The following is a 24,250-nucleotide window of genomic DNA, read 5'->3' as shown; positions in this document are numbered from 1 at the left end:
AGGGACAGTCCGATGACGTGTCGTTGGACGATTCATCCAGAGATAATCAAGGATCAGTCCCAACGTACAAAAGACGGTCACCTATGATTTACCTATGATCACCCTCGCAAGGCTTGTTGAGGCTGCAAAGCGCGACTTGGCGCCCTACTGGCCCATTCCGCTCCCCCGCGTTGAACTAACGGGCGTGCACGTCTCCGAGCTGGAGGATCCCACAATGTTCCTCTACGGCGGTGAGCTTCTCCTCACTGTCGGACTGCAGCTCACCGGTCTTGACGGAGATGCGCGCCAAGAGGCGGCTAAGAACTATGTGCAACGTCTGGTGGAAGGCGGCGTTGCTGCTCTGGGTCTCGGGTTGGGTTCAGGACATGCCATGGTGCCGGACGAACTGCGGGCGGCATGCGTGGAAGCTGGCCTTCCTCTTCTGACTATTCCCCGCGAGTCCCCGTTCCTGGCCGTTTCGCGCGCATACTGGGAGCTTGTCAGGCAGGGCGGCGAGGCCGAACTCACCGCTCTGTTAGGGCTTCAGGTGGCACTGACGCGGGCCGCCGCACAGGATGATGCGGAACCGGAGATCGTCCGGGAATTGTCCCGCGCTCTGGGGACCTGGGTTGCATACCTGCCTGAAGGCGACGGGGCCCCATCCTCGGCTGCCAACGGCGCTGAACTCCCGCCGGGACTGCTGGCCGAACTCACACGGGAATCTGCCATTTTGCGCAACGCGCGCCGGGGTGCCACCGGCAACATTCAACTGGCCGCCGGTGTTGCTTCTCTCTACCCGGTATCTGATGGTCCGGCCGCCTCGGGCTACCTTGCGTTAGGCAGAAGCGGGCAACTGGCCGCTGCAGAGCGGCACTTGTTCCTCACCGCATCCACGCTCCTGGCGGCCAGAGCAGCCGGACAGCGCAGCGCCGCGGCCGAGCGTCGACGCGCAGAGGGTATGCTCGCAGCGCTGGTCCTGGAAGGCCATGACGATGCAGCCCGGCTCCTTGCAAAGCAGATGGACTCCGACCCGCTCCCGGAAACAGCCTTCGTCGCCGTCCTGCCCGATAGCGAACAGCTGGCGGCACAGCACGCCCTGTCCGGGCTGGTCCTCGAACGTTCCGATGTCGTATTTGTGCTTCAGGCAGCCTCGAGCCCTTATCCGACGTTGCCGAAAGGTGTCCGCGGTGCATGGGGTGGACCTATGCCTCTGCGGCGGCTTCACGAGATCGGATCGCAGGTAGCCGAGGTCGCCGCCTCAGCGGCCCCCGGCCAGCTGATACGCGTTGGTCACGGCCTCGACCTGCCGGCCGATGAATGGGTGGACGAGTTGGCCTCCCATCCCGGGCAGCTACTGGAAACGGTCCGCTGCTACCTGGCGCACCGCGGGCAATGGGAGGCGGCGGGCCGCGAACTGGGAGTGCACCGGAACTCGGTGCGCTACCGAATTGCCCAGGCGAAGGAACTGCTGGGGGTTGACCTGGACGACCCCGACGTAGCAGCCCAGCTCTGGCTCGCCCTTAGAGGTCGCTCCCAGGCGACCCGGAACGACTAGGTCGCACCGCCAGCCGGAACCACCGGCCACTGGACGAAGCGACCCCGATAATGCTGCTTATACTGCGCCGGATGTGGGCCTCCCCTAACCGTGGCGTGGTTACACTCTACGACGACCCCCCCTTTGACGCTTCGTACAAAAGAAAGCGCATATATCGACTTTCTGCACCGTGACGCAACCCTCGCGGCTGCCTAATCTCAATGGACAGTGCACAGCCTTACTGCACCACTGAGAGGACAATCGTGACGATCGAAGATACGAAGTCAGCCGCGACGCCGGCCACCGGCACCAAGACCATACGCGGGGCTGTACTTGAGGCCATAGGGGCAGAGCGGCCCTACGCGGACTCCCGGCCCATCCATGTGCAGAACCTCGAACTCGAAGGTCCCGGCAAGGGCGAGATCCTGGTCCGTATCGAGGCAGCCGGCATATGCCACTCTGACCTTTCCGTCGTCAATGGAAACCGGCCACGACCAGTTCCGATGCTGCTAGGCCACGAGGCGGCCGGCATCGTTGAGGAACTGGGCGAGGGCGTCAATGACATCTCCCTGGGCCAGCGCGTCGTTATGACCTTCCTCCCCCGCTGCGGTGAATGCTCCGGATGCAATTCCAACGGCAAAACGCCGTGCGAGCAGGGCAGCGCTTCCAATACTGAAGGAACGCTGCTGGGTGGAAACCGCCGACTCTCCCGGGAGGGTGAGCCCGTCCAACACCACCTTGGAGTCTCGGCATTCGCCACCCACGCCGTGGTCTCCCGCCGTTCAGTTGTGCCGGTCGGGTCCGATGTCCCGGCGCACATCGCCGCTTTGCTCGGATGTGCCCTTCTCACCGGCGGAGGAGCCATCCTCAATGTCGCCAAGCCGGCGCCTTCCGCGCGGGTAGCCATCGTCGGTCTTGGCGGAGTAGGCATGGCGGCGCTCATTACGGCCATCGCCACCGGAGTTGAACACGTCGTTGGCGTCGATACCCTGCCGGCGAAACTGGACGCCGCCCGGAACCTGGGTGCCGCGGACGCCATAACCTCTGCCGAGGCCCTGGAACGCGGCGAAAAGTTTGACGCCGTCATCGAAGCCGCCGGACACCCGCGGGCTCTGGAAGCTGCCATCGCACTGACGAAGCCCGGTGGCATCACCGTCACCGTGGGATTGCCGGCGCCGGGCCAGTCGGTCTCCATCGACCCCCTGACCCTGACAGCAGAGGCCCGGTCAATCGTGGGCAGCTACCTCGGTTCGGCAGTCCCCGAACACGACATCCCGATCTACGAACAACTCTGGCGATCCGGCCAGCTGGCCGTTGAAGGCCTGGTCTCAGACACGATCCCGCTCGAAGACATCAACCGCGCCATGGACACCCTCGACGGCGGCCACGCACTGCGCCAGATCATCACCTTTTCCTGACCACCCACACTCCAGCTCCGAAGAGAGAACATCATGACCTCCACAAATGACCACATCTACAGCGCGATCATCATCGGCGCAGGCTTCGGCGGCCTGGGCCAGGGAGCCCAGTTCGTCCAGGAAGGCATCGAGGACTTCCTGATCCTCGAGCGCGGCAACGATGTAGGAGGCGTATGGCGCGAGAACACCTATCCCGGTGCCGCTTGCGACACGCAGGCCCTGGTCTACTGCTACAGCTACTTCCTGAACCTCAAGGTAACCCGGATGTTTGCCGGTCAGGAGGAACTCCAGGGCTACCTGCGTTCCATGGTTGAGGAATTCGGGCTCGGCAAGCACATCCACTTCGGCCAGAACATCACCGCGACTGAATGGGACCAGGACCGCCGGCTTTGGACCGTGCATACGGCCGACGGCTCGGAGTTCCTGACCCGTTCCGTGGTGGCCGCCTGGGGCCAGCTGAACGAACCAAACGTCCCCAACTTCCCCGGCACCGAAACCTTCGAAGGCGTGGCCTTCCACTCCTCCAAGTGGCGGCACGACCTTGACCTGACCGGCAAACGCGTCGCTTCCATCGGCTCCGCTGCAACTGCCGTTCAGTACGTGCCGGAGGTTGCCAAGATCGCATCGAATCTGACCGTATTCCAGCGCTCAGCCAACTACATCCTCCCCCGCGACCAGTACATCTTCACCGAGGAAGAGAGCGCCCGCTTCCAGGAAAACCCGGATACCTACCGCCAGCTGCGGCAGGAAATCCACGAATTCCGCGAAGCCGGATTCGAACGCACCCGCAAACATACTTCAGCTTCCGAGGAAGGGGTCGAACTGGCTCGCCAGCACCTCGAGACCCAGGTCTCCGACCCGGAACTGCGGGCCAAACTCACCCCCGACTACGACTTCGGCTGCAAGCGCATCCTGCGGAGCGACGATTTCTACCCCGCACTGACACGCGAGAATGTAGAACTCGTGACAGAGGCAATCACGGAATTCACTCCCAGTGGCCTCCGAACCGCTGACGGCGTCGAGCACGAATTTGATGTCATCATCTACGCCACCGGGTTCAAGAGCCATGCCTTCATGGGATCCATGCGCGTCTCAGGGCGCGACGGAATCGGTCTCGACGAGCGGTGGGGCAACGCCCCGGAAGCCTACCTGGGCATCACCGTCGACAAATTCCCTAACCTCTTCCTGGTCTACGGCCCCAACACCAACCTCAACCACAACTCGGTTGTTTCTATGCTGGAGGCCCAGCACCGCTACATCGCCCAGGCTGTCCAGTACATCGCGGCCGATGAATCACGGTTCCTGGAAGTAGATCGGGCGGTAGTGGAGAAGTTCAACGCACACGTTCAGGAAGAACTCCAGAAGTCCGCGTTCTCGTCCGAATGCTCCTCTTGGTACAAGAACGAGGACGGCCGGGTCATCAACAACTGGTCCGGAACCGTCGAAGAATACCGGGCCCAGACCCACGACCTCCAGCTTGACGACTACCTGCAGCTGGCCGAATCCGGGCCCGCGAAGTGACAAAAACGGACCGGTTCAGCGGCAGGCCCGTAGCACCGGACGCTGCAGAGGTTCTGCAGAAATTCCGGGCCGCTGGCGGGCGCCCGTTTCACTCCTACCCTGTGAAGCAGGTGCGCGAGCTCTATGAGAGCGGCTGCGCGGCCAACGGACTGAGCGGTGACCCGCTGTCGTCGGTCACAGATCACAACGTGGAGGAATTCAGAGTTCGGGTTTATGACCCCCGCAGCACCGGAAGATCCACCCCCGCCGTTCTGTTTTTCCACGGCGGGGGATGGGTCATGGGGAGCCTTTCAACTCATGACGGGTTGTGCCGTCGATTGGCCTCGCTGACCAACCTTCCCGTTATTGCGGTGGACTACCGGCTTGCCCCGGAGCACCCCTACCCGGCCGCGATTGACGACAGCCGCCGCGCGATCCATTGGCTGTTTGATGCCGGCAACGAGCACGGCCTAGACGTGACCGAGGCTGTGCTCGTCGGTGACAGCGCGGGTGGGCAGTTGGCCGCAGTCCTGGCCAATGAGAACGCCACCGCGACGGATCCCCTGCCCGTCGTTGGCCAGGTCCTCCTGTACCCCATGGTGGATCTGACTATGTCCTCGCCGTCCTACAACCGCGTCACTGATGGGTTCCCCCTGGTTGCCGACACCATCGCCTGGTTTGCGGGCCACTATCTGCCAGCCGGTGTAGACCGCTCTGCACCGGATATCAGCCCCGCCATGGCTCAGCTCCCTGCAGGACTGCCGCCAACATACGTGATTACCGTGGACAACGACCCGCTGGTTGATGAAGGCGCAAACTATGCCGCCGCACTAGCCCGGGCAGGCACGGAAGTCCTGTACCAGCACCTTCCCGGGTACGCCCATGGGCTGTTCACCTCTGCGGGACGAATTCCCCGGGGAGAACAAACAGTGGACCAGGTCGCTGCCTTTATCAGGGACCGCACTATCTGACTGAGATGAAGTGTGTCCCTCATCCGATCAATCAAGGACGGCGATAGCCCGCCACCCAAGGGCGGGGGCTATCGCCGTCACTCACGTTCTTTAGGAATCTCATGACTACTGCCCTCGTTGATCCGACCGCTGTCCCACGCCAGCGTGAGGCCGATCTCCTCGCCTCTGTCCCCACCGGTTTATTGATCGGAGGTCAGTGGGGGGACGCGTCCGACGGCGGCACGTTCGATGTTCACGACCCCGCCACCGGAGAGGTGCTCGCTACCTTGGCCTCGGCCACGAGCGAAGATGCCATCGCCGCGCTCGACGCTGCGGACGCCGTCCAAGCAGCCTGGGCGCGCAGCGCGCCTCGGGAACGCGCGGAGATCCTGCGCCGTGCCTTTGAGCTCGTTACCGAGCGGGCCGAGGACTTCGCGCTGCTGATGACCCTGGAGATGGGCAAACCGCTGGCGGAATCCCGTGGCGAGGTGGCCTACGGGGCGGAGTTCCTGCGTTGGTTCTCCGAAGAAACGGTCCGGGATTACGGGCGCTACCTCACCACCCCGGAAGGCAAGAACAAGATCCTGGTCCAGCACAAGCCGGTGGGACCCTGCCTGCTCATCACACCTTGGAATTTCCCGCTCGCCATGGCCACCCGCAAGGTGGCCCCGGCCATCGCCGCAGGATGCACCATGGTCCTGAAGCCGGCCAAGCTGACCCCGCTGACCTCCCAGCTTTTTGCGCAGACCATGATCGAGGCCGGCCTTCCCGCTGGCGTCCTGAACGTGGTGTCCTCCTCCAGCGCCTCGAGCATCTCCGGACCGCTTTTGAAAGACTCGCGGCTCCGCAAGGTCTCATTCACGGGTTCCACCCCGGTGGGCAAACGGCTGATGGCCGACGCGGCGCAGAATGTGTTGCGCACCTCGATGGAGCTCGGCGGCAACGCACCCTTCATCGTGTTTGAAGACGCAGACCTGGACCAGGCCGTAGAAGGGGCCATGGCGGCGAAAATGCGGAACATGGGCGAAGCCTGCACCGCCGCCAACCGCTTCCTCGTCCACGAGTCAGTTGCGCAGGAATTCACCTCCAAGTTCGCCGCAGCCATGGGCGCCCTGGCCACAGGCCGCGGCACCGATCCCGCCACCCAAGTGGGCCCGCTGATTGATGCCGGCGCCCGCGACGACGTCCACGCCCTCGTATCTGCTGCCCTCGACGCAGGAGCGACCGCCGTTACCGGAGGTGCACCAGTGGCCGGTGCCGGTTACTTCTACCGGCCAACGGTGCTGGGCAACGTTCCCAACGATGCCGAGATCCTCCGCCAGGAAATCTTCGGGCCCGTCGCCCCCGTCACGACTTTCTCCACCGAGGAAGACGCCATCCGGCTGGCCAACTCCAGCGAATACGGTCTGGCCTCCTACGTCTACAGCCGCGACTTCAACAGGCTCCTGCGCGTTGCCGAGCAGATCGAGTTCGGCATGGTCGGCTTCAATGCCGGCATCATCTCCAACGCCGCCGCACCCTTCGGCGGCGTTAAGCAATCAGGACTCGGCCGTGAAGGCGGCTCCGAGGGCATCGCCGAGTACACCACCACCCAGTACATCGGAATTGCTGATCCCTACGCCGGCAGGTAGTTGACAGGGTCCCTCGTCAGCGGGGGAAACCGTACCTTAGGCCCATTTATTACCGGCCCGGGCAGCACCAAACCCTCATCCGTGAGCGATCTCCCTGATCGTCAAACTCAAAGGAATCTTGATGAAAAGCATTGTTCATCAGCAAGCTCAGGGGACGGAACGTGAAGTAGCAGCCCGACGACCGGCAGGCGCCCACGCCCCTGCCGGCCTTCCCGCAGTGCCGGGGCCAGGAGTTGCCCGCCTGCTCCTCGCCCCGGCAAGCACTACGCCCCGGAACTGGACTGCCTCCCCTCGCCTCGAGATGAATGCCGCCAGGTTCACGCCCTCTGAGCGCCAGGCGCTTGGCGCCAGCACTGGTGCCCCTCATGGGATCAATGCGTCGGATTCCGCCGAGCGCTCCCAAGTTCTGCCAAAAGCTGCATTTCAGGTTTTTGACAGCGTCGACTCGCAGGACGGCTGCGAGGAAGGTTGCCACTACTGCAACGGCCCGGAAACTGACTGAGACCTGCAGGTACGGCGGCACCCGTCAGGGGGCCTTTTTAATCAACCTGCCCGGATCTCACCAGAACCGGGAACGCCATAGCTCGTGCCCAGCAGGCAGGCGAAAGCAGACTCCAGGGGAGGTGCATCCAAAAATCTAAAATCCCATGTTTTACATTGCGGTAACACGGTGGAACGAAAAAAGAGGATTTTCCCGCTCAGAATGGGTTTATCACCCAAGCGACCAGCCGTCTACCGTCCGCGGTTGAACATCTCCTCAAAATTCCTCACGTCATCTCTTGCGATTTCAAACATCTAAAACTAGAGTTATCAGTGACGCGGATCACGATGAGCTGATTCCAGCCCCCAAGCAGACTTTCTTTCCTTTCAGCGATAGACGGCGGCGCAGCCGTCCAAAGGAGTCCCCATGTCCACCAATGCCAAGAGTGCGGACCACTCTCCAATAGATGAAGACGCCGAGCAACTCGCCCGGCTGGGCTACACGTACGAAAAACAATTCAAGCGGGAAATGTCGTTCTGGGGGAACGTCTCTCTCGGATTTACCTACCTCTCCCCAGTTGTAGGCGTCTACACCCTCTTCGCCTCGTCCCTTGGCCTGGGCGGGCCACCCATGATCTGGTCATTCCTGATCGTCGGGGTGGGCCAGCTGTTCGTCGCACTGGTATTCGGCGAGATTGTTTCCAACTACCCCGTAGCCGGAGGTGTCTACCCGTGGGCAAGGCGCTTATGGGGGGCCAAGTGGGGCTGGATGACGGGCTGGGTCTACCTCATTGCCCTGCTGACCACCATCGCTGGTGTGGCATACGGTGCAGGAACATTCCTTGATGCCCTGGTCGGCATGGAGTCAACGACAACTTCCACCATCATTTGCGCCATTGCACTCATCCTGGCGGCAACCGCGATCAACCTGGGTGGGACCAAGCTGCTCAGCAAAGTTGCAATGCTCGGCCTCTTCGCCGAACTGGGTGGGGCGCTCGTTGTCGGCATCTGGCTCCTCGTTGCAGCACGCCAGCATGACCTCAGTGTCCTCTTCAACTCCTTCGGTGCCGGCGGTGACGGGAGCAACTACTTCATCGCGTTCGCGGCTGCAGCCCTCATTGGCATCTACCAGTACTACGGGTTCGAAGCCTGCGGTGACGTCGCTGAAGAAGTTCCCAACCCCGGTGTCCGAATCCCCAAAGCCATGCGCATGACGATTTACATCGGAGGCTTCGCCGCCACCTTCGTCTGCCTGTCCCTCATCCTCGCGGTACCTGACTACGCCGCCGTCATCTCCGGAGAGAACACCGACCCCGTCGGCACAGTCCTTGCCGGCGCATTCGGCGAAATTGGCCACAAAGTCGTCTTGGCGATCGTGCTCATCTCCTTCCTGTCCTGCGTCATGAGCCTGCAGGCTGCAGCGAGCCGCCTGAGCTACTCCATGGCCCGTGACCGTATGCTCCCCGCCAGCCACCTCCTCGCCCAGTTCCAGGAAAAGCGCCACGTTCCGCCATACTCGCTCCTGCTGGCCTGCGTCGTGCCTGTCCTGATCATCCTCGGATCCGTTGTCTCCCCGGACGCTCTGGTCGTGATCGTCTCCTTCGCCGCGCTGGGAATCTACCTGGGCTTCCAGCTGGTCGTCCTCGCCGCCCTGCGGGCCCGCCTCAAAGGCTGGAAGCCGTCAGGAGCGTTCCAGCTCGGCAAGTGGGGTGTGCCGGTGAACATCGCCGCCCTGACCTGGGGCGTACTGGGCATCACCAACATGGTCTGGCCACGAACCCCCGACAGCCCCTGGTTTGTGAACTACCTCGTCCTGCTCTCCGCCGTGGTTGTCGTCGGAGTAGGCCTGATTTACCTCTTCGCCAAAAAGCCCTACACCCACAGCGATGCCCCTGCAGCGGACGCCGTCCCGGCCAGCGGAAGCAACGGCTCCGTGGCAGATAACGCCCAGTCCCGCAACGTTGAAAACTACCTGTGAGAGAACCATCATGACTACACCCATTGCTGAAGCCCCGTACCTGGATATTTCCGATCCCACCTTCGCGATGCAGTCCGAAGCACTTCGGAACGCCCGTGAACAAAGCTGGTACGCACGCACAAACTATGGAATCGCCGTCCTTCGCTATGAGGAAGTCACCAAGCTCCTCAAGGACCCCCGGCTGAAGCAGGGCAGCGCTCAGTGGCCCCAGCACCACGGTGTCCACAGTGGCCTGTTCTACGACTGGTGGACCAAAAACCTCCTGGTCCTTGAGGGCGAAGACCACCACCGCATCCGCCGGCTCCTGAACCCTGCCTTCTCGCCCCGGTTGCTTAAGTCACTGGTTCCCAGGTTCCAGGCCCTGGCCAACGAACTTGTCGACGCGTTCATCGACAAGGGCGAATGTGAATTCGTCAGCGACTTCGCCGAGCCCTACGCCACCCCGCGTGCTGACCATCATGCTGGGAATCCCCAAATCTGAATGGCCGACCATCGCCCGCCTCGCCTCAACCATCGGCCTGGCCCTGGGAGTAACCCTCAAGCAGGATCTTCACAAGGTCGAAGAAGCCCTGGCCGAGTTGTATGAGTACGCCGAGGAACTCATCAAGGACCGCCAGGCCAACCCGGGCGAAGACTTTGTCAGCCGTCTGGTGCTTGCCAGCCGGGATGGCGACAGCCTGAGCGACGCCGAACTCCGGAACGCACTTGTGCTGCTGATCTTCGGCGGCATGGACACCACCCGGAACCAGCTCGGACTCGCGATGCAGTCGTTCATGCGCAATCCCGATCAGTGGGAGCTTCTGGCAGAACGCCCAGAGCTTGGATCCAAGGCCGTTGAAGAAGTCATGCGGATCAACCCCACTGTCACATGGGTAACCCGTGAGGCAGTCGAAGACTTCAGCTACGAAGGACTGGACGTCCCCAAGGGCACAACCGTCCACCTCTTCACGCAAAGCGCCGGCACCGACCCCAGAGCTTTTCCTGAACCGGAAATGAACCTGCTGGGCGAGCACGCACCGCACCACGGCTTCGGCGGCGGCGTCCACCACTGCCTCGGTCACTTTGTCGCACGATCGGACATGAGCGAAGCTCTCCCGCTCCTGGCGCGGCGACTCCGCAACCCCCAGATCAACGGCGCGGACGAATGGATGCCTGACTCCGGCAACACGGGTCCGATCCGGCTGCCGATCAGCTTCACCAAAGGCGAATAGCCGGACCCGCCCCCAACGGACCCACAAGAACAGGAATGACCATGAAAATCTTTGTTGACCGCCAGCTCTGTGAAAACCACGGCCAGTGCGCCATCGCCGCGCCCGATGTATTCCGGATGAACTCCGAAGGCATCCTCGAATACGAGGAGAACGTCAACGACTCGCTGCTCGCCGATGTTGAAGACGCCATGGACGCCTGCCCCGTCCAGGCCATCTTCATCCAAGACCAGCCATGACCCGCCGAATCGTCGTCGTCGGCGGATCAATGGGCGGACTCCGCGCTGCAGAACAGCTCCGGGCCGCAGGCTGGACCGAAACCATCACGGTCATCGGCACTGAGACGCATCTGCCCTACAACCGGCCGCCCCTGTCCAAGGAGCTCTTGGAGAACCCAGGAACGACCGCCGATGCCTTTGATTCGGTGAAGTTCCGCCACCGGTCTTCGGTCTCCGACGTCCAGTGGCAACTGGGCACGGAGGTTATCGGCGCGAACCTGGCCGAAAACACCCTCACCCTGGACACCGGCGAGACCGTGGCTTACGACGGACTCGTCATCGCCACCGGTCTCCGGCCCCGCAGGCTGCCATTGCCCGGACCGCTGCGCGGACGCCATGTCCTGCGCACACTCGAAGATGCAGTTGAACTGCACCAGGAACTCCGCCCGGGCACCAAGGTAGCCGTCATCGGCGCTGGTTTCATCGGCTGCGAAACAGCAGCCACCGCAACCAAGCTCGGTTGCACCGTCACCCTCATTGAGGGCACCAGCGGACCAATGCAACGGGCATTGGGTGAAGAGCTCAGCGCCGGTATCCGGGACTACCTGGTCCAGCAAGGCGTGACCTACCACGGGCATGCCAAGGTTGCAGGCCTTCTCTCCACCCAGGCTGATACCGAAAGCGACTCCAGCTGCAACGGCATCAGGCTTGCGGACGGCACCGAGATCATGGCGGATGTCATCATCGAGTCAGTCGGCTCGATCCCTAACGTCGAGTGGCTTGAGGGCAATGATATTGACATCAGCAATGGCGTACTCTGCGACGAACACCTGCGTGTTGTAGGAACAAAGAACGCCGTGGCGGTAGGCGATGTCGCCCGCTTCCCAGATCTGCGGAACGGCTCCGGTGCCCGACGGATCGAGCACTGGTCCATCCCGGGCGATACAGCGAAAATCGCAGCCAAGGCCCTTATTGCCGAGCTTAACAACACGGCACTTCCAGAGCCGGCCATTCCCCTGCCCAGCTTCTGGAGCAACCAGTTTGACCTCAAGATCCAGGGAGTGGGCAGCCCCAACCTGGCAACCAGGATCGTGGAACTGGAAGGCTCCGCAAAGACCCCCCATGACGGAGTCGTCATGGGCTACTACCAGGACCAAGCTCTCGTAGCAGTAGTAAGCGTGGGCCTGCCGGCTGACAGGCAGCTGCACTACAGGCAGCTCGTGGACAAACGGCATTCAAACCAGCCGCAGCAAGACACCCAGCTTCAAGCCATCTGACCCAAGGACCGAGATCACCATGACTACCCTTTCCGAACGCCCCGTCCTTGACATAGTCAGCGACCGCAATGCCTTCGCCGCCCACCAGGAAAAGAACCTCAGCGCCGCCGTCATCGAGGAGATGCAGCGCAAAATCAATGAGGCCGGCGTTGAGTACGTCTACTACATGCTCCCCACCATTGGCTCACGTGTCATCGCGAAGATGGTGCCTGCCAACCACTTCAAACGCAACCTTGAAAAGGGCATCGCGTTCCACCGCACCGCGCTGGCTGATCTTCAGACCGACCGGTTCGGCAACCTCATCGGTGGCGGAATTGAAGCGAAGGAATTTGTCGGGCTTCCGGACCCGGAAACCTTCGCACCCCTCCCGTGGGACACCAGCGTCGCCCGAGTTTTCTGCAGCGCATACGAGCCGCCCCACCTCAACGAAGTCGGTGGCCGCCCGCTGGCAACGGATTCCCGCAGCCTGCTCAAGCGCGCCCACGCAGCATTCACCGAACGCACGGGCATGGAAGTCCGCTCCGGCTGCGAACCGGAAATGACCTGGACCGGTCCGGGCATGGAAGTTATCAAAAAACCAGGCTCCAGCCCCGCCTACCAGGTGGAAAACCTCGAGCGCATGCGCGAGGTTTTCAAGAAGCTCGTGACGTACTCAAAGGCCCTGGGACTCGACATGATCGAGGGTGACTACGAGGACGACGGCCAGCTTGAGCTGAACTGGATGTACGACCGCGTCGAACTGACAGCAGACCGCCTTGTTACCTACCGCCAGATCTGTAAGCAGGTTGCTCGTGAACTCGGCGTTCACGCCAGCTTCATGCCCAAGCCCTACACCGGATCCATGGGCAACGGCTGCCACCACAACATCAGTCTCTGGAAAGGCGACACCAACCTCCTGATCGACGAGGGACGGGTTGAACTTCACCTCAGCGACATCGGCCGCTACGCGGTGGGCGGAATGCTTGAGCACGCCGCGGGATCCATGTCGATCATGGCCTCAACCGTGAACTCCTACAAGAGGTTCTGGGACGCCGGACAATTCGCGCCCAGCGCCGTCAACTGGGGCCTCGACAGCAGGGCCTGCATGGTGCGCATCTCCTCTAACGGGCGGATGGAATACCGCCTCCCGGACGCGAGCGTCAACCCCTACCTTTCCCACACCCTGCTGATCGCTGCCATGGAAGACGGCATCAACAAGCAGACCGATCCGGGCAAGCCCCTCGACGACCAGGTCCGGGGTTCGGCCGAACCCAAGTTCAAGCCCTTGCCGCTGACTCTGGGCGACGCCATCGATTCGCTCAGCGCCGACCCGTACATCCTGAATGCACTCCCCGAACAGCTCGGAGACATTTACACCGCACTCAAGAATGACGAGTGGGCCCGTTACTGCGGCGCCGTCACCGACTGGGACCGCGCCATGTACTGGGAGACCCTGCCGTGAGCGACCGACTGACACTGGCCTGCATCGACTCCGAGGCCCCTCCGCTGTTCAATGCCAGCCCTGACGGTGTGCGCCGAACCGGTTATGAGCCAGAAGCCGCAGCCCTTGTCGCGGGTGAGATCGGCCGTGAGGTGGACTGGCTTATCACGTCCTGGACCGAAATGATTCCGAAAGTCCAGGCCGGCGAAGCGGATGCTGTGTGGTGCGGACAGGGCATCACTGCAGAGCGGCAGGCCCACGTTGATTTCACTACTCCTTACGCGATCTTCGATGAGACGGTGCTCGTCCGCAAGGATGACCCGGCACGGGGACCCGGGGATCTTGCCGGTTACCGCGTTGCCGCCATCGCCAACAGCACGAACATGGCCCTTGCTGAAACTTTTCCAGGCATCATTCCCGTCCCCTTCGGTGCAAGTGATGACGTCTTCGCGGACATGCTGGACGCCCTTCGCAAAGGAACCGTCGACGCGGTCGTGGACGATGACGTCGTCACCGTGCCGCTCGGAGCAGACCCGGACTTCGCGATCGCCTTCACCGAACCGACTGGGAACCGATGGGGAGTTGGGGTAGCTAAGGGCAACTCGGAGCTGCTTCAGCAGTTGAACACGGCCCTGGAGACAGTCATTGCCGACGGACGGCTTGAAGCCATCTGGACGAAATGGATGCCCGATCTGGCCTTCCCACTGAACCAACCTCAAAAGGAACGGTAATGACAACGCCGCAAACCACAGCAGCTGGCGGCAACCATCAGCCCGACGACCAGGCACGGCCGCTGATTGGCGTGCCGGGCATGTGGTCCGGTTCGGTCCAAGGCCTGCGTTTTGACGGCATTGCAGTAGCGGTGGAAGTCCTGAGGTCGATTCTGCGCGCTGGCGGAGAGCCGGTAATTCTGTTCCCCAGCGAAGACCACAACGATCGCTCCCGCTACGCGTTGCTCGACGGTGTGGTCCTGCCCGGCGGCGCAGATGTATCGCCGGAACTCTACGGAGAGGTGCCTGCTGACACCACCCAGGTAGCGCACTACGGAGGGCAGGACGCCGCCGAAATCGCGGTGATCCGGGACTGCATCGAACTGGAGATACCGACGCTCGCCATCTGCAGAGGCCTCCAACTGCTGAACGTCGCATGCGAAGGGACCCTCACCCAGCACCTGGATGCGGAGGAGATCGACCACGTCAACAGTCTGCACACCGTGGACATTTCAGAAGGCTCCCGAACCGCGGCAGCAATTGGCACCCTCACGCCCAAGGTCTCGTCCTATCACCACCAGGCAGTGGCGAAACTGGGGCGCGGTCTCAAGATCGTCGGCCGCGCTGACGACGGGGTGATCGAGGCAATCGAGCACGACAGCGCCCCGATCATCGCCATCCAATGGCATCCGGAAGACAACGCGGCAACCCTGGCATCCGATCAAGCACTGTTCGACTGGGTCGTGCGGGAAGCCCGCACCAGGAAACTGGGCAAGGCCGAAGCACGTGCAGCAGAAGACAAAAAGAAAGTAGACCTTCACTCATGACAAACCGAGACGGCCGCGTCAGGACTTTGGTTCCCATTACGCCAGCTGATGTTATCCCGGCTGGCTTTGCGGAGCTCCCCGGGAATGCGCCGATCATCGCGGTGGTCGTTTCGTTGAACTTCCCTGACATGACCGTCGAGGTTTCCCAGCTGGTGAAGCGTTTCACCAGGACCGCTCTGGAGACCCTGCTTAAAGCGGGGGCCAGGGCAGTCCTGGTGGACAGCAGCGCCACCAACCTGCCAGACCCCAAACACATCGCTGGCGCCAGTGGCGTGCTTTTCCTCGGCGGTGGGGACGTTGATCCCAGCCTGTATGGGGTGCGCGGCCCGGTGCCGAACCTTTATGGAGTGGAACGCCGCGCCGACGAATACTGCATGGAACTGATCGACCAGACGCTGGCCCGCGATGCACCCCTGCTTGCCATTTGCCGAGGGTCCCAACTCCTGAATCTCACCAGCGGGGGGACACTCATCCCTGATCTGGACCCTTACGAGCTGCACCGCGGCGGCAAGGGAGAAAGCATGTTCCTTGACGAACCGGTCACTATCCTGCCGGGAAGCCGCCTTCACGGCATTCTGGGCAGAGACCGTATCACTGTCCGCTCGGGGCACCACCAGGCCGTCGAACAGGTGGGGCCGCGTCTCCGGGTCGCCGCTGTGGCCGATGACGGCATCATCGAGGGAACTGAACATAAGGACAACACCTGGGTCGTGGGCGTCCAGTGGCACCCGGAGGACTCCGACGGAAACGCCGAGGACCGGGAGCTGCTCTTCAAAGCATTTGTCGAACAGGCCAGCAGTCATGCCGAAAAGATGCAGAACCAGGCAATGGTTCACACAGGCGGTCCGGTGTGAACGCCTACGATGCCAGGTACAGGAAATGAAGATCCAGAGCCGGAACTTCCAGCGCGATCTTGTGTGCGCCCGGCGGGGTCTTCTTAACCCGGTCCCCCACCAGGAATCGGCCCGAGTTACTCACAATGACCCGGTCCTGGCTGTTCAGCACAGCCGCGTCCCCCGGTACCGCGCGCATTGCCGGAACGAATACTCCTTCCAGGTCCCTGACCCTGATATCACTTCCCGTAACACCAACGAAGCCACCATTGATGTACAGCGGCACCGTCAGGGTGAGAATGTACTCCCCCATCCCGAGGTAGTCGACGTAAGGCCCTACCAGGGTGTGGTGACCGGTACGGGCAGCAATCGTGAACCAGGGCTGCTGCTCGTAATCGTAGAAGCCGTCAGTATCAGGAACCAGGTCGAACTCCCGCTTGCTGATCCGGCCCGCATCATCCCGGAGCCACCACTCAAGAGCCCCCTGCGCCTTGCTGACGCTGGCCACCGCGAAGATGGCGCCGGCGCCAACGGCGGCATGGTGTCCTTCGAGGAACGAACGGGATATTTCAGGGAGGTCAAGCAAATCAGAATTATTGATCTTGGTGCGGTCGCCCATTCGACGCGTCAGCGATTCGCTCATTTTATCGGAAGCGGATTCAAGGTCCTGGTAAAAGGATTTAAACCATTGGCTGATCTTGTTCGCGCACTCCTGTGCGATAGCGTCATTGCTCATAATTGGTCCCTGTCATGCGTCGCGTATGTCAGCGTTAGTTTGACGTCAATCAGATGATAAATATTCGCACGAATGTGCTCGAGCGCAATTTTTTGGGCCAGCTCCCGGTCATCCCGGCGCAGGGCAGCAACAATGGCGAGGTGGTCCTCCGTCGCGCGGACCTGATCGAACTCCCTGGTAAGGGGCGCCCACAGCAGTTCACCCACTTCTCCCTGAAGGCGGACCTCGGACGTCATGAGCCGTTCGGACTGGGCCACCACCGCGATGCCGATATGAAACCTGCTGTCGGCACGCGTACGGGCGCCGGGGGAATCGGCACGCTCCAGTGCATGAGCCAGCGACTCAAGCATGTCCAGGTCGGTAGGGTCCGCCCGATCGGCCGCCATGCGGATCGCGCCAGCGGCGATGGTCGCGTGCTCGTCACCCAGATCCCGCAGCTCAGCCATGGACAGGGACGTGATGCGTTTGCGCAGCAGGTCCAACGAGGGGCTAGGCGAGCCGACGACGAACGTTCCCCCGAAGCGACCTCTCCGCGTCTCAACAACGTTGAGGTCCCTCAGCGTGGCCAGAGCCTCTCTGAGCGTGGCGACTGCGACACCGAACATTTCGGCAAGCTCAAGTTCGGCCGGAAGCTGGTCGCCAGGACGGATGAGGCCAAGCGACACTGCGGTGTTGATGCGCTGCACGATGGCATCGGCCCTGTCCAACTCGGGAAGGGTGCGGTAAATCTGTGCACTGAAGTCAGCCAGCTCTGCCATGCGCGTTTCAGCCTCCTTCATCAACCGAACTGTTTTCTATTCTATGCGATTCTATATTCCTTCCCGGACGACACAGCAGACATCCCGAGCGTGTTGGATATTGGCCGATTATATTTCTCGAACTTATCCTATTCGAGATCTTTTAACTTCACAGTCCGTCAAAAACTATCGATTGGTAAGGCAAATAAATGACTGCTTATAAAACCATTAACCCCGCTACTGGCGAGACACTTCGTGTATTTCCGGAAGCCACTTCAGCAGAAATCAGTGACGCAATCGCTCGCGCTCAGGAGGAATTCCTTAGGTGGCGTGAGACGCCGGTAGCAAGCCGCGCGAAGATCATTGCCAGGGTCGCAGAGCTTTATCGCGAACGCAACGACGAACTGGCACGCATCATCAGCCTTGAGATGGGGAAACCGCTCGCTCAGGCCCGTGGTGAAGTTTCATTCGTTGCAGACATCTTCGACTACTACGCGGTCGAAGGACCGGGCTTCTTGCAGGATGAACACCTGAGTGTAAAAGGCGGCGGTGAGGCCATCGTCAGGTCGACCCCAGTCGGCGTGCTCCTGGGAATCATGCCTTGGAACTACCCGTACTACCAGGTTGCCCGCTTCGCGGCCCCCAATCTGATGTTGGGCAATACAATCCTGCTTAAGCACTCGGCCAACTGCCCGCAGTCCTCACTGGCCATGGAGAAAATCTTCCATGACGCAGGCCTTCCCGAAGCTGCCTACATTAATGTGTTTGCACGGCGCGAGCAGGTGGCGCAGATTATCGCCGACCCGCGGGTTCAGGGTATCTCCTTGACGGGCAGTGAGGGTGCCGGTGCAGCCGTCGCCGAGGTGGCCGGCCGTAACCTCAAGAAATATGTTCTCGAACTTGGAGGCAGTGACCCGTTCATTGTGCTCGATACCGAGGACATGGATGCAACGGTGAAAGCTGCCGTCAGTGGCCGCATGAGTAATGCCGGCCAGGCCTGCACAGCCGCAAAGCGTTTCATTGTGGTAGCTGATCTTTACGATGAGTTTGTTCAGAAATTTACGGATGAAATGTCCCGGATTAAGCCTGGCGATCCGCTGTCCCCGGACACAAAATTTGGACCGATGTCTACCCAGGCAGCGGCCGATGACTTGATCGAGCAGATCCAAGATGCCGTTGACAAGGGTGCCACGCTGAAGACTGGTGGCAAGCACCTGCCAGGGCCCGGTGCCTTCGTCGAACCCACAGTCCTGGCGGATGTAACCCCGGACATGCGAGCCTTCTCAGAGGAACTCTTTGGGCCTGCCGCCGTTGTGTACAAGGTCGCTGACGTGGACGAAGCCGTCGAGCTGGCTAATAATTCCCCCTACGGCCTTGGCGGGGCGGTGTTCAGCAAGGACGTGGAAAAGGCCAAGGCCGTTGCTGACCGCCTCGAGACTGGGATGGTGTTCATCAACGGAAACACCGATTCCCAGGCCGATCTTCCATTCGGCGGAGTTAAGCGGTCTGGAGTTGGCCGTGAACTCGCGCGTTACGGAATGAACGAGTTCGTGAACAAGAAGCTGATCCGCACTCCTGAACGACCTGCTCCCAAGGTAGGGGCCGGGGATTCAGTAAAGCCCTAAGGCCGACAGGGACATCGGTCGCCAGCGGCGGGAGCCCGTGGATAACGGGCTCCCGCCGCTGCAACTCTTACTGCCCACAGCCATTCAAAGCAACATCACCGAAGCAGCAATCCGATCATCTGAACTGCCAGCAAGTAGCAGGGTCTTCCCAGAGAGCTCCAGACGCCGGCCGTTGAAATGAGTGCGCGCCACGGCTCCTAAGGAACTGAGCCCTTGAAAGACAGTGAAATATACATGAACACAGAAGACAGCGTGATGGGCGGCAGCCGCGTGAAGCGGGGCATGGCTGAGATGCTCAAGGGCGGCGTCATCATGGACGTCGTCAACGTCGAGCAGGCCCGCATCGCCGAAGATGCCGGTGCTGTTGCTGTGATGGCGCTGGAGCGCGTTCCGGCCGATATCCGTGCCCAGGGCGGCGTGTCCCGCATGTCCGATCCGGACATGATCGACCAGATCATCGACGCCGTGTCCATTCCGGTCATGGCCAAGGCCCGCATCGGCCACTTCGTCGAAGCCCAGGTCCTGCAGTCTTTGGGCGTGGACTACATTGACGAGTCCGAGGTCCTGACCCCGGCCGACTATGTCAACCACATCGACAAGTGGAACTTCAAGGTTCCGTTCGTCTGTGGTGCCACCAACCTCGGTGAGGCGCTGCGCCGCATCAACGAGGGCGCGGCGATGATCCGCTCCAAGGGCGAGGCCGGCACCGGCGATGTCTCCAACGCCACGGGTCACATGCGCCAGATCCGTTCCGAGATCGCCAAGCTCGCCGCCCTGCCCGAGGACGAGCTGTACGTTGCGGCCAAGGAACTGCAGGCCCCGTACGAACTGGTCAAGGAAGTCGCCGCTGCCGGCAAGCTCCCGGTGGTGCTGTTCACCGCCGGCGGCATTGCCACCCCGGCTGACGCTGCCATGATGATGCAGCTCGGCGCTGACGGCGTGTTCGTCGGCTCCGGCATCTTCAAGTCCGGCAACCCGGCCCAGCGCGCCGCCGCCGTCGTGAAGGCCACCACCTTCTTCGATGACCCCGATGTCATCGCCAAGGCCTCCCGCGGCCTGGGCGAAGCCATGGTGGGCATCAACGTCGACGAGATCCCCCAGCCGCACCGCCTCGCCGAACGCGGCTGGTAACAAGTACATCGAGCCCTTGAGTGTCGATATCAGATAACAGCTGGGCGGTCCGGTCCTGTCGCCGAGCTGTGCAGTCTTCTCATCAAGCCAAAGTGGGAGCAGTCACCCTTGACCGGCCGAACGCGGGTCGCCCTGGTCACCAGTTTGGACGGCAAGGCTAAGGCGGTCGACGCCATGCATAGCATCAGCTGCTCGCACGAGAGCAAGGTGGGAAAAAGCTTGCGGGTAGTTGCCCGCCATCCGCATCTCTTTTGCGTCGTACTCTTCGCTCAGCAGGCCTAGCTCATTGGTAAACCCTACAAGTTTGTCCATGAGGGACTGGGCATCAGCCCGGCGTCCCGTGCGGACGTACTGCTCAGCAAGCCAAAATGAACAGGCCAGGAAGGGGTGTTCTCCGGGCTCCAGTCCGTCAAGCCCGCTCTCCGTCCGGTAACGAAGCAACAGGCCGCCGTCCGTTAGAAGCTCTTCCTCCAACCGGGCGACGGTTCCCAGCATGTGTTGATCGTTGTAGGCGATGAAGCCAACCTGGGGCAGTACCAATAGGGAAGCGTCGGTCTGTCCCCCTCCATATGTTTGGGTGAAGGAATTGAGCTTAGGGTCAAAGCCCTTGGCCATGATTTCTGCCCGGAGCCGGTCGCGCAGACGCTCCCACAGGTCGGTATCGCCGGGTAGGCCGTGCTGGCGTACTGCCCGAATTCCGCAGTCGAAGGCTGCCCACATCATGACGCGGGAGTGGGTGAAGTATTGGGGTTCACCTCGCATTTCCCAGAGGCCAAAATCCTTATCGTCGAAGTGCTTCCCGACAAATCCCAATAATGCCCGCTGAAGGGCCCAGGAAAAGTGGTCCTCCTTGCCTCCGGCGAGGCGTAACCGTTCCAACGCCACCATCACTTCACCGACAACATCGGCTTGAAATTGCGACACCGCCTCGTTGCCGATACGGACGGGCTTCGAGTCCTCGTACCCCGGAAGATGCAGAAGCTCTCTTTCCGGCAGGTCCCGCTCGCCCCCAACGCCATACATAATTTGAAGATCTTCGGGATCGCCCGCGAGGGCGCGAAGGAGCCAGTTGCGCCACTGCAGTGCCTCCGTTTCGTAGCCGTGGGTCAGCATCACCTCCAGAGTCAGGGCTGCATCCCGTAACCAGCAGAACCTGTAATCCCAATTCCGTGGCCCGCCGAAGTCCTCTGGCAGCGATGTTGTGGGGGCGGCGACAATACCCCCTGTCTCATGATGGGTAAGGGCCCGCAACACCAACAGCGAACGTTTTACCGCGCCCCCATAGGTACCTTCGTCGCGGCAGTGGCTCCCCCACCGTGTCCAAAAGTCGACGGCCTCTTCCAACGCAAGGTCGACATCAATGGCTTGTGGGGCCGGACGGTACGAAGGAAACCAAGTGAATTGGAAATCCAGGGTTTCACCCTCGGATACGTCAAAAGTTCCTTCATGCCCGTGAGCGTACGCAAGTGGGAGTGTAGGTCCTCTTAATGCGAAAGCGTCAGGACCCGCCATCGCGAGCAGGACCGCCACACCTGTGCCGGCAACGTCTTGGACGCGGCTCACCCAGGGCACGACCCCTGCATACCCCGGACGAATAATGAGTTCCTGACGCATTTCCACCGTTCCTGATTGCCCCGTCACCCGGCGCACAAGAGACGAACCTTCGGTCCCTACCGGCATGAAATCTGTGACAAGTACCTGCCCTGTCGTCGTCCCCCAGGTGGTCTGGAGCACAAAGGTTGATTCAATGTAACGGCGTTCGACAACCACTGCTGTTGGCTCATTTGGAGCTAATAACCACCGGCCGTGCTTGGCGGTTCCCAAAAGGCTGCTGAAAACCGATGGTGAGTCAAAGCGTGGGAAACACAGCCAGTCAACGCTCCCATCCCGGGACACCAGGGGCCCGGTACGGAGATCTGAGAGCAGCGCGTAATCCTCTATGGGGGCGGCCATGGCTTCACTCAACCACAACTGTTGTAACGGCGGCAGGCCTCAACTGCGAAAGTAGCCTCTTCTACTCCGTTCCCGTTCAATTAGGAATCGACCAGAGGGGTTCCAGGCCGCCCTGGCCACAACACGTAGACGGCCCAACCCGGGGCACCGTCGCTGTCTTTCTCCTCCTAGGGCACATCCTCGTTCAATCATTTGGCCTTAGATTTTTGAGGCAAAGCGGATAAGCCCGCAGAATCTGCTGTTTGTAGGAGAAACTTTGAACTACCCCTTCCAATTGGAAACATCTAAAACTATAGTTATAAACGAGATCACAACCAGTAGTTGCCGGGGTCGGGACCGATCCGCCATCTACTGCTCGCCGAACTACTTGACACAGTCCAAAGGAGAACGAGATGACTCGGGAAGAAGCCTACGCAAAATGCCCTTCCGATTCGTATGTGGAGTTGTACGGCGGCCAGTGGCTCGTCGTCCCTTTCGCGCCTGTCGTCCAACCCCCGTTTTTCACCTGCCTGCCAGGCACTCAGCATGTGGCACGGCAGATGGCAGTCAGCGGAACCTAGCCGGGCTGGAGCTCAAGCTCCAGCCAACTAAGGCGCCAGTCTGCAGCGACGAACTACGGCAGGACAGACTCGAGCCCGTTCCCCGGAGGATCACCTAAACCACTAGGGCCTCCCACTCTCGCAACTGGGAGGCCCTAGTCCACCACCCCTGGATTCAGTCTGGGAATCTGAGGACATAGGCGTCCGTCAACGGCGACCTCATGCATTAGGAACATCAAGGACCATGACGCCAGCCAATGAACAACACGTGCAAGAGCACCAGGAAGCGTGCCTCAATGCAGCTAGCGGGGACCTTGCGCCAGTAAGTGGTTGGTGGCGGCCGGACGGTGACCCCGCGCCATTTCGCTACCTCGAACAAGGGGAAAACATGCCCCGGCTGGGCGGAAGACCTACCATTTGGACCCTAGTTTTCGACATAGCGCCATCAAACAGAGCCCAAGTTGGCAAGTTGCTGCCCTGACCTGCTGAGAGAACACTTCCGCGCACAGGATTTGAAAGTACGAATACCAGTTCAATCACTGAGACAGGAGGCCAGCATTGGTGGAGCATGAGAGCATCTTCCACGACCCGCTCGCCGGCTTAACAGCATACGAGCTGAACCCTAAGCCCCTCCGACAGCGGGGCAACAGTCCCGGGAAGCGGAAATATCCAAAGACGGCAAGTAGCAGTACTGCGCGGATAGAAGCGATGGCAGCTGTTTCACGAGACCTCGCCCGCCTCGCATCCCGAAATTTGAGCGCAGGTCGCTGAGGGGTGGCGCGGCTGGTCCCCTCGCAGCCCGCCGCTGTCAGCACAACCCAAGATTTAGTACCAATGACAAAGGTCTTAACGACCATATGAGAGGAAATCATGCAAAGGATCATTGCCGATTTGCACGTACAGAACCCGGCAGACAAGGAGACTCAGCTGACCCTAGCGCTGCGAACCGCTATCAAAGCAGCAACAGCTGAAAAAACCTGCGGAGTGCTCGTTACACGCCATAATCACGCCAAATTCACCGTCGCCCTATCTCCGACGGTGCCATATGGGCAGACGCATGAACTCGACCTGACCCCCAGTTACCGGTGAGCAACCGGCATCTAGCAACCTAAGAGGAGGGCAAGAAATTTGGGACTGCCCGCTTTTGATTAGGGTCTTAGGCCGCTTTGAGCGCGGTCCGATTGATTGTTTTACATTCGATTGGCGTGAGTTTTCCCAGCCCACCTCAAGGAAGAACTCTTTTACCGTGTCCGGTTCCTCAACACCGAGGCCCTGGCAACGGCGCTGAACAAGTACGTCCGCTGGTACAACAACGAAAGAATCTCCGCAGCTTAAGGGTCTGAGCCCGGTGCAATACCGGGCCCAAACCCTCGCAGCCTAGAATCCCATTTAGCCAGTCCAACTATCGGGGCCCAGTTCATCAGGGAACGACAGCGGGAAGGCATCGCCCTGGCCCTGTCTTGTGTCGTTCGCCATCATCAAGCCGCGTAACCAGGCAACTGTCGCGACGGTGTCGGCCGGAGTGATCCTTTTGATCAATTCCCGCCTGTGGCTGCAGATGCCGGT

19 protein-coding genes and 1 pseudogene are annotated in these 24,250 nt (G+C 61.1%); 17 read left to right on the top strand and 3 right to left on the bottom strand.

Annotation, left to right across the window (positions count from 1 at the left end; genetic code table 11):
* Positions 1–94: 94 nt before the first annotated feature.
* The 14 genes from QFZ57_RS20515 (at position 95) to QFZ57_RS20450 (ending at position 15,984) form a co-directional block, all read left to right on the top strand.
* Positions 95–1,534, top strand: a complete 1,440-nt coding sequence (locus QFZ57_RS20515) for a PucR family transcriptional regulator (protein ID WP_306901760.1) — start codon at positions 95–97, stop codon at positions 1,532–1,534.
* Positions 1,535–1,776: 242 nt separating this feature from the next.
* Positions 1,777–2,931, top strand: a complete 1,155-nt coding sequence (locus QFZ57_RS20510) for an alcohol dehydrogenase catalytic domain-containing protein (RefSeq protein WP_306901759.1) — start codon at positions 1,777–1,779, stop codon at positions 2,929–2,931.
* A gap of 33 nt (positions 2,932–2,964) precedes the next feature.
* Positions 2,965–4,452, top strand: coding sequence for a flavin-containing monooxygenase (locus QFZ57_RS20505; RefSeq protein ID WP_306901758.1), 1,488 nt, complete (start codon positions 2,965–2,967; stop codon positions 4,450–4,452).
* Positions 4,449–5,402, top strand: a complete 954-nt coding sequence (locus QFZ57_RS20500) for an alpha/beta hydrolase (RefSeq protein WP_306901757.1) — start codon at positions 4,449–4,451, stop codon at positions 5,400–5,402. The genes QFZ57_RS20505 and QFZ57_RS20500 overlap by 4 nt, the downstream gene beginning before the upstream one ends.
* Positions 5,403–5,503: 101 nt before the next feature.
* Positions 5,504–7,012: an NAD-dependent succinate-semialdehyde dehydrogenase gene (locus tag QFZ57_RS20495; RefSeq protein WP_306901756.1), complete on the top strand. Its 1,509-nt coding sequence runs from the start codon at positions 5,504–5,506 to the stop codon at positions 7,010–7,012.
* Positions 7,013–7,919: 907 nt separating this feature from the next.
* Positions 7,920–9,470 carry an APC family permease gene (locus tag QFZ57_RS20490; protein WP_306901755.1) on the top strand — a complete coding sequence of 517 codons (1,551 nt, stop codon included), beginning with the start codon at positions 7,920–7,922 and terminating at the stop codon, positions 9,468–9,470.
* Between the two features lie 10 nt (positions 9,471–9,480).
* The gene (locus tag QFZ57_RS20485; RefSeq protein WP_306901754.1) at positions 9,481–9,951 is read left to right on the top strand and encodes a hypothetical protein; all 471 of its coding nucleotides are present in this window, start codon (positions 9,481–9,483) and stop codon (positions 9,949–9,951) included.
* Positions 9,917–10,681 (top strand): cytochrome P450, encoded by a 765-nt coding sequence (locus tag QFZ57_RS20480; protein WP_306901753.1) that lies wholly within the window; start codon positions 9,917–9,919, stop codon positions 10,679–10,681. The genes QFZ57_RS20485 and QFZ57_RS20480 overlap by 35 nt, the downstream gene beginning before the upstream one ends.
* A 41-nt stretch (positions 10,682–10,722) precedes the next feature.
* Positions 10,723–10,917 (top strand): ferredoxin, encoded by a 195-nt coding sequence (locus QFZ57_RS20475; RefSeq protein WP_189016673.1) that lies wholly within the window; start codon positions 10,723–10,725, stop codon positions 10,915–10,917.
* Positions 10,914–12,173, top strand: a complete 1,260-nt coding sequence (locus QFZ57_RS20470) for an NAD(P)/FAD-dependent oxidoreductase (RefSeq protein ID WP_306901752.1) — start codon at positions 10,914–10,916, stop codon at positions 12,171–12,173. The genes QFZ57_RS20475 and QFZ57_RS20470 overlap by 4 nt, the downstream gene beginning before the upstream one ends.
* 19 nt (positions 12,174–12,192) lie before the next feature.
* Positions 12,193–13,614, top strand: coding sequence for a glutamine synthetase family protein (locus QFZ57_RS20465; protein ID WP_306901751.1), 1,422 nt, complete (start codon positions 12,193–12,195; stop codon positions 13,612–13,614).
* The gene (locus QFZ57_RS20460; RefSeq protein WP_306901750.1) at positions 13,611–14,324 is read left to right on the top strand and encodes a substrate-binding periplasmic protein; all 714 of its coding nucleotides are present in this window, start codon (positions 13,611–13,613) and stop codon (positions 14,322–14,324) included. The genes QFZ57_RS20465 and QFZ57_RS20460 overlap by 4 nt, the downstream gene beginning before the upstream one ends.
* The gene (locus tag QFZ57_RS20455; protein ID WP_306901749.1) at positions 14,324–15,130 is read left to right on the top strand and encodes a gamma-glutamyl-gamma-aminobutyrate hydrolase family protein; all 807 of its coding nucleotides are present in this window, start codon (positions 14,324–14,326) and stop codon (positions 15,128–15,130) included. The genes QFZ57_RS20460 and QFZ57_RS20455 overlap by 1 nt, the downstream gene beginning before the upstream one ends.
* On the top strand, positions 15,127–15,984 hold the full coding sequence (locus QFZ57_RS20450) for a gamma-glutamyl-gamma-aminobutyrate hydrolase family protein (protein WP_306901747.1): 858 nt from the start codon (positions 15,127–15,129) through the stop codon (positions 15,982–15,984). Before QFZ57_RS20455 ends, QFZ57_RS20450 begins: the two co-directional genes overlap by 4 nt.
* Before the next feature lie 4 nt (positions 15,985–15,988).
* On the opposite strand, the gene QFZ57_RS20445 is transcribed toward QFZ57_RS20450, so the two are convergent.
* Both QFZ57_RS20445 and QFZ57_RS20440 read right to left on the bottom strand, forming a co-directional pair.
* Positions 15,989–16,699, bottom strand: coding sequence for a cache domain-containing protein (locus QFZ57_RS20445; protein ID WP_306901745.1), 711 nt, complete (start codon positions 16,697–16,699; stop codon positions 15,989–15,991).
* Positions 16,696–17,478: a FadR/GntR family transcriptional regulator gene (locus tag QFZ57_RS20440; RefSeq protein WP_306901744.1), complete on the bottom strand. Its 783-nt coding sequence runs from the start codon at positions 17,476–17,478 to the stop codon at positions 16,696–16,698. The genes QFZ57_RS20445 and QFZ57_RS20440 overlap by 4 nt, the downstream gene beginning before the upstream one ends.
* Before the next feature lie 167 nt (positions 17,479–17,645).
* Here QFZ57_RS20440 and QFZ57_RS20435 point away from each other — a divergent pair, with 167 nt between their 5' ends.
* On the top strand, positions 17,646–19,061 hold the full coding sequence (locus QFZ57_RS20435) for an NAD-dependent succinate-semialdehyde dehydrogenase (RefSeq protein WP_306901743.1): 1,416 nt from the start codon (positions 17,646–17,648) through the stop codon (positions 19,059–19,061).
* A gap of 234 nt (positions 19,062–19,295) precedes the next feature.
* Positions 19,296–20,192 (top strand): pyridoxal 5'-phosphate synthase lyase subunit PdxS, encoded by an 897-nt coding sequence (gene pdxS, locus QFZ57_RS20430; protein ID WP_306901740.1) that lies wholly within the window; start codon positions 19,296–19,298, stop codon positions 20,190–20,192.
* Between the two features lie 102 nt (positions 20,193–20,294).
* Here pdxS and QFZ57_RS20425 read toward each other — a convergent pair whose 3' ends face one another.
* Positions 20,295–22,145, bottom strand: a complete 1,851-nt coding sequence (locus QFZ57_RS20425; RefSeq protein ID WP_373461325.1) for a glycoside hydrolase family 15 protein — start codon at positions 22,143–22,145, stop codon at positions 20,295–20,297.
* A 1,772-nt stretch (positions 22,146–23,917) separates the two neighbouring features.
* Between QFZ57_RS20425 and QFZ57_RS21650 the strand changes: the two are divergent.
* A pseudogene (locus QFZ57_RS21650) lies at positions 23,918–24,019 on the top strand (IS3 family transposase); the annotation flags it as partial.
* Positions 24,020–24,250: the final 231 nt, after the last annotated feature.

It is taken from the genome of Arthrobacter sp. B1I2 (assembly GCF_030816485.1).
GTDB lineage: Bacteria > Actinomycetota > Actinomycetes > Actinomycetales > Micrococcaceae > Arthrobacter.
Note: the sequence above shows the minus strand (reverse complement) of the source record. Positions and strands in the feature narration are given on the sequence as shown.

Coding starts and splice junctions, on each gene's coding strand:
- QFZ57_RS20515 (WP_306901760.1), top strand. CDS start 95: ATGATCACCCTCGCAAGGCTTGTTGAGGCTGCAAAGCGCGACTTGGCG.
- QFZ57_RS20505 (WP_306901758.1), top strand. CDS start 2,965: ATGACCTCCACAAATGACCACATCTACAGCGCGATCATCATCGGCGCA.
- QFZ57_RS20495 (WP_306901756.1), top strand. CDS start 5,504: ATGACTACTGCCCTCGTTGATCCGACCGCTGTCCCACGCCAGCGTGAG.
- QFZ57_RS20490 (WP_306901755.1), top strand. CDS start 7,920: ATGTCCACCAATGCCAAGAGTGCGGACCACTCTCCAATAGATGAAGAC.
- QFZ57_RS20485 (WP_306901754.1), top strand. CDS start 9,481: ATGACTACACCCATTGCTGAAGCCCCGTACCTGGATATTTCCGATCCC.
- QFZ57_RS20475 (WP_189016673.1), top strand. CDS start 10,723: ATGAAAATCTTTGTTGACCGCCAGCTCTGTGAAAACCACGGCCAGTGC.
- QFZ57_RS20470 (WP_306901752.1), top strand. CDS start 10,914: ATGACCCGCCGAATCGTCGTCGTCGGCGGATCAATGGGCGGACTCCGC.
- QFZ57_RS20465 (WP_306901751.1), top strand. CDS start 12,193: ATGACTACCCTTTCCGAACGCCCCGTCCTTGACATAGTCAGCGACCGC.
- QFZ57_RS20455 (WP_306901749.1), top strand. CDS start 14,324: ATGACAACGCCGCAAACCACAGCAGCTGGCGGCAACCATCAGCCCGAC.
- QFZ57_RS20450 (WP_306901747.1), top strand. CDS start 15,127: ATGACAAACCGAGACGGCCGCGTCAGGACTTTGGTTCCCATTACGCCA.
- QFZ57_RS20445 (WP_306901745.1), bottom strand. CDS start 16,699: ATGAGCAATGACGCTATCGCACAGGAGTGCGCGAACAAGATCAGCCAA.
- QFZ57_RS20440 (WP_306901744.1), bottom strand. CDS start 17,478: ATGAAGGAGGCTGAAACGCGCATGGCAGAGCTGGCTGACTTCAGTGCA.
- QFZ57_RS20435 (WP_306901743.1), top strand. CDS start 17,646: ATGACTGCTTATAAAACCATTAACCCCGCTACTGGCGAGACACTTCGT.
- pdxS (WP_306901740.1), top strand. CDS start 19,296: ATGAACACAGAAGACAGCGTGATGGGCGGCAGCCGCGTGAAGCGGGGC.
- QFZ57_RS20425 (WP_373461325.1), bottom strand. CDS start 22,145: ATGGCCGCCCCCATAGAGGATTACGCGCTGCTCTCAGATCTCCGTACC.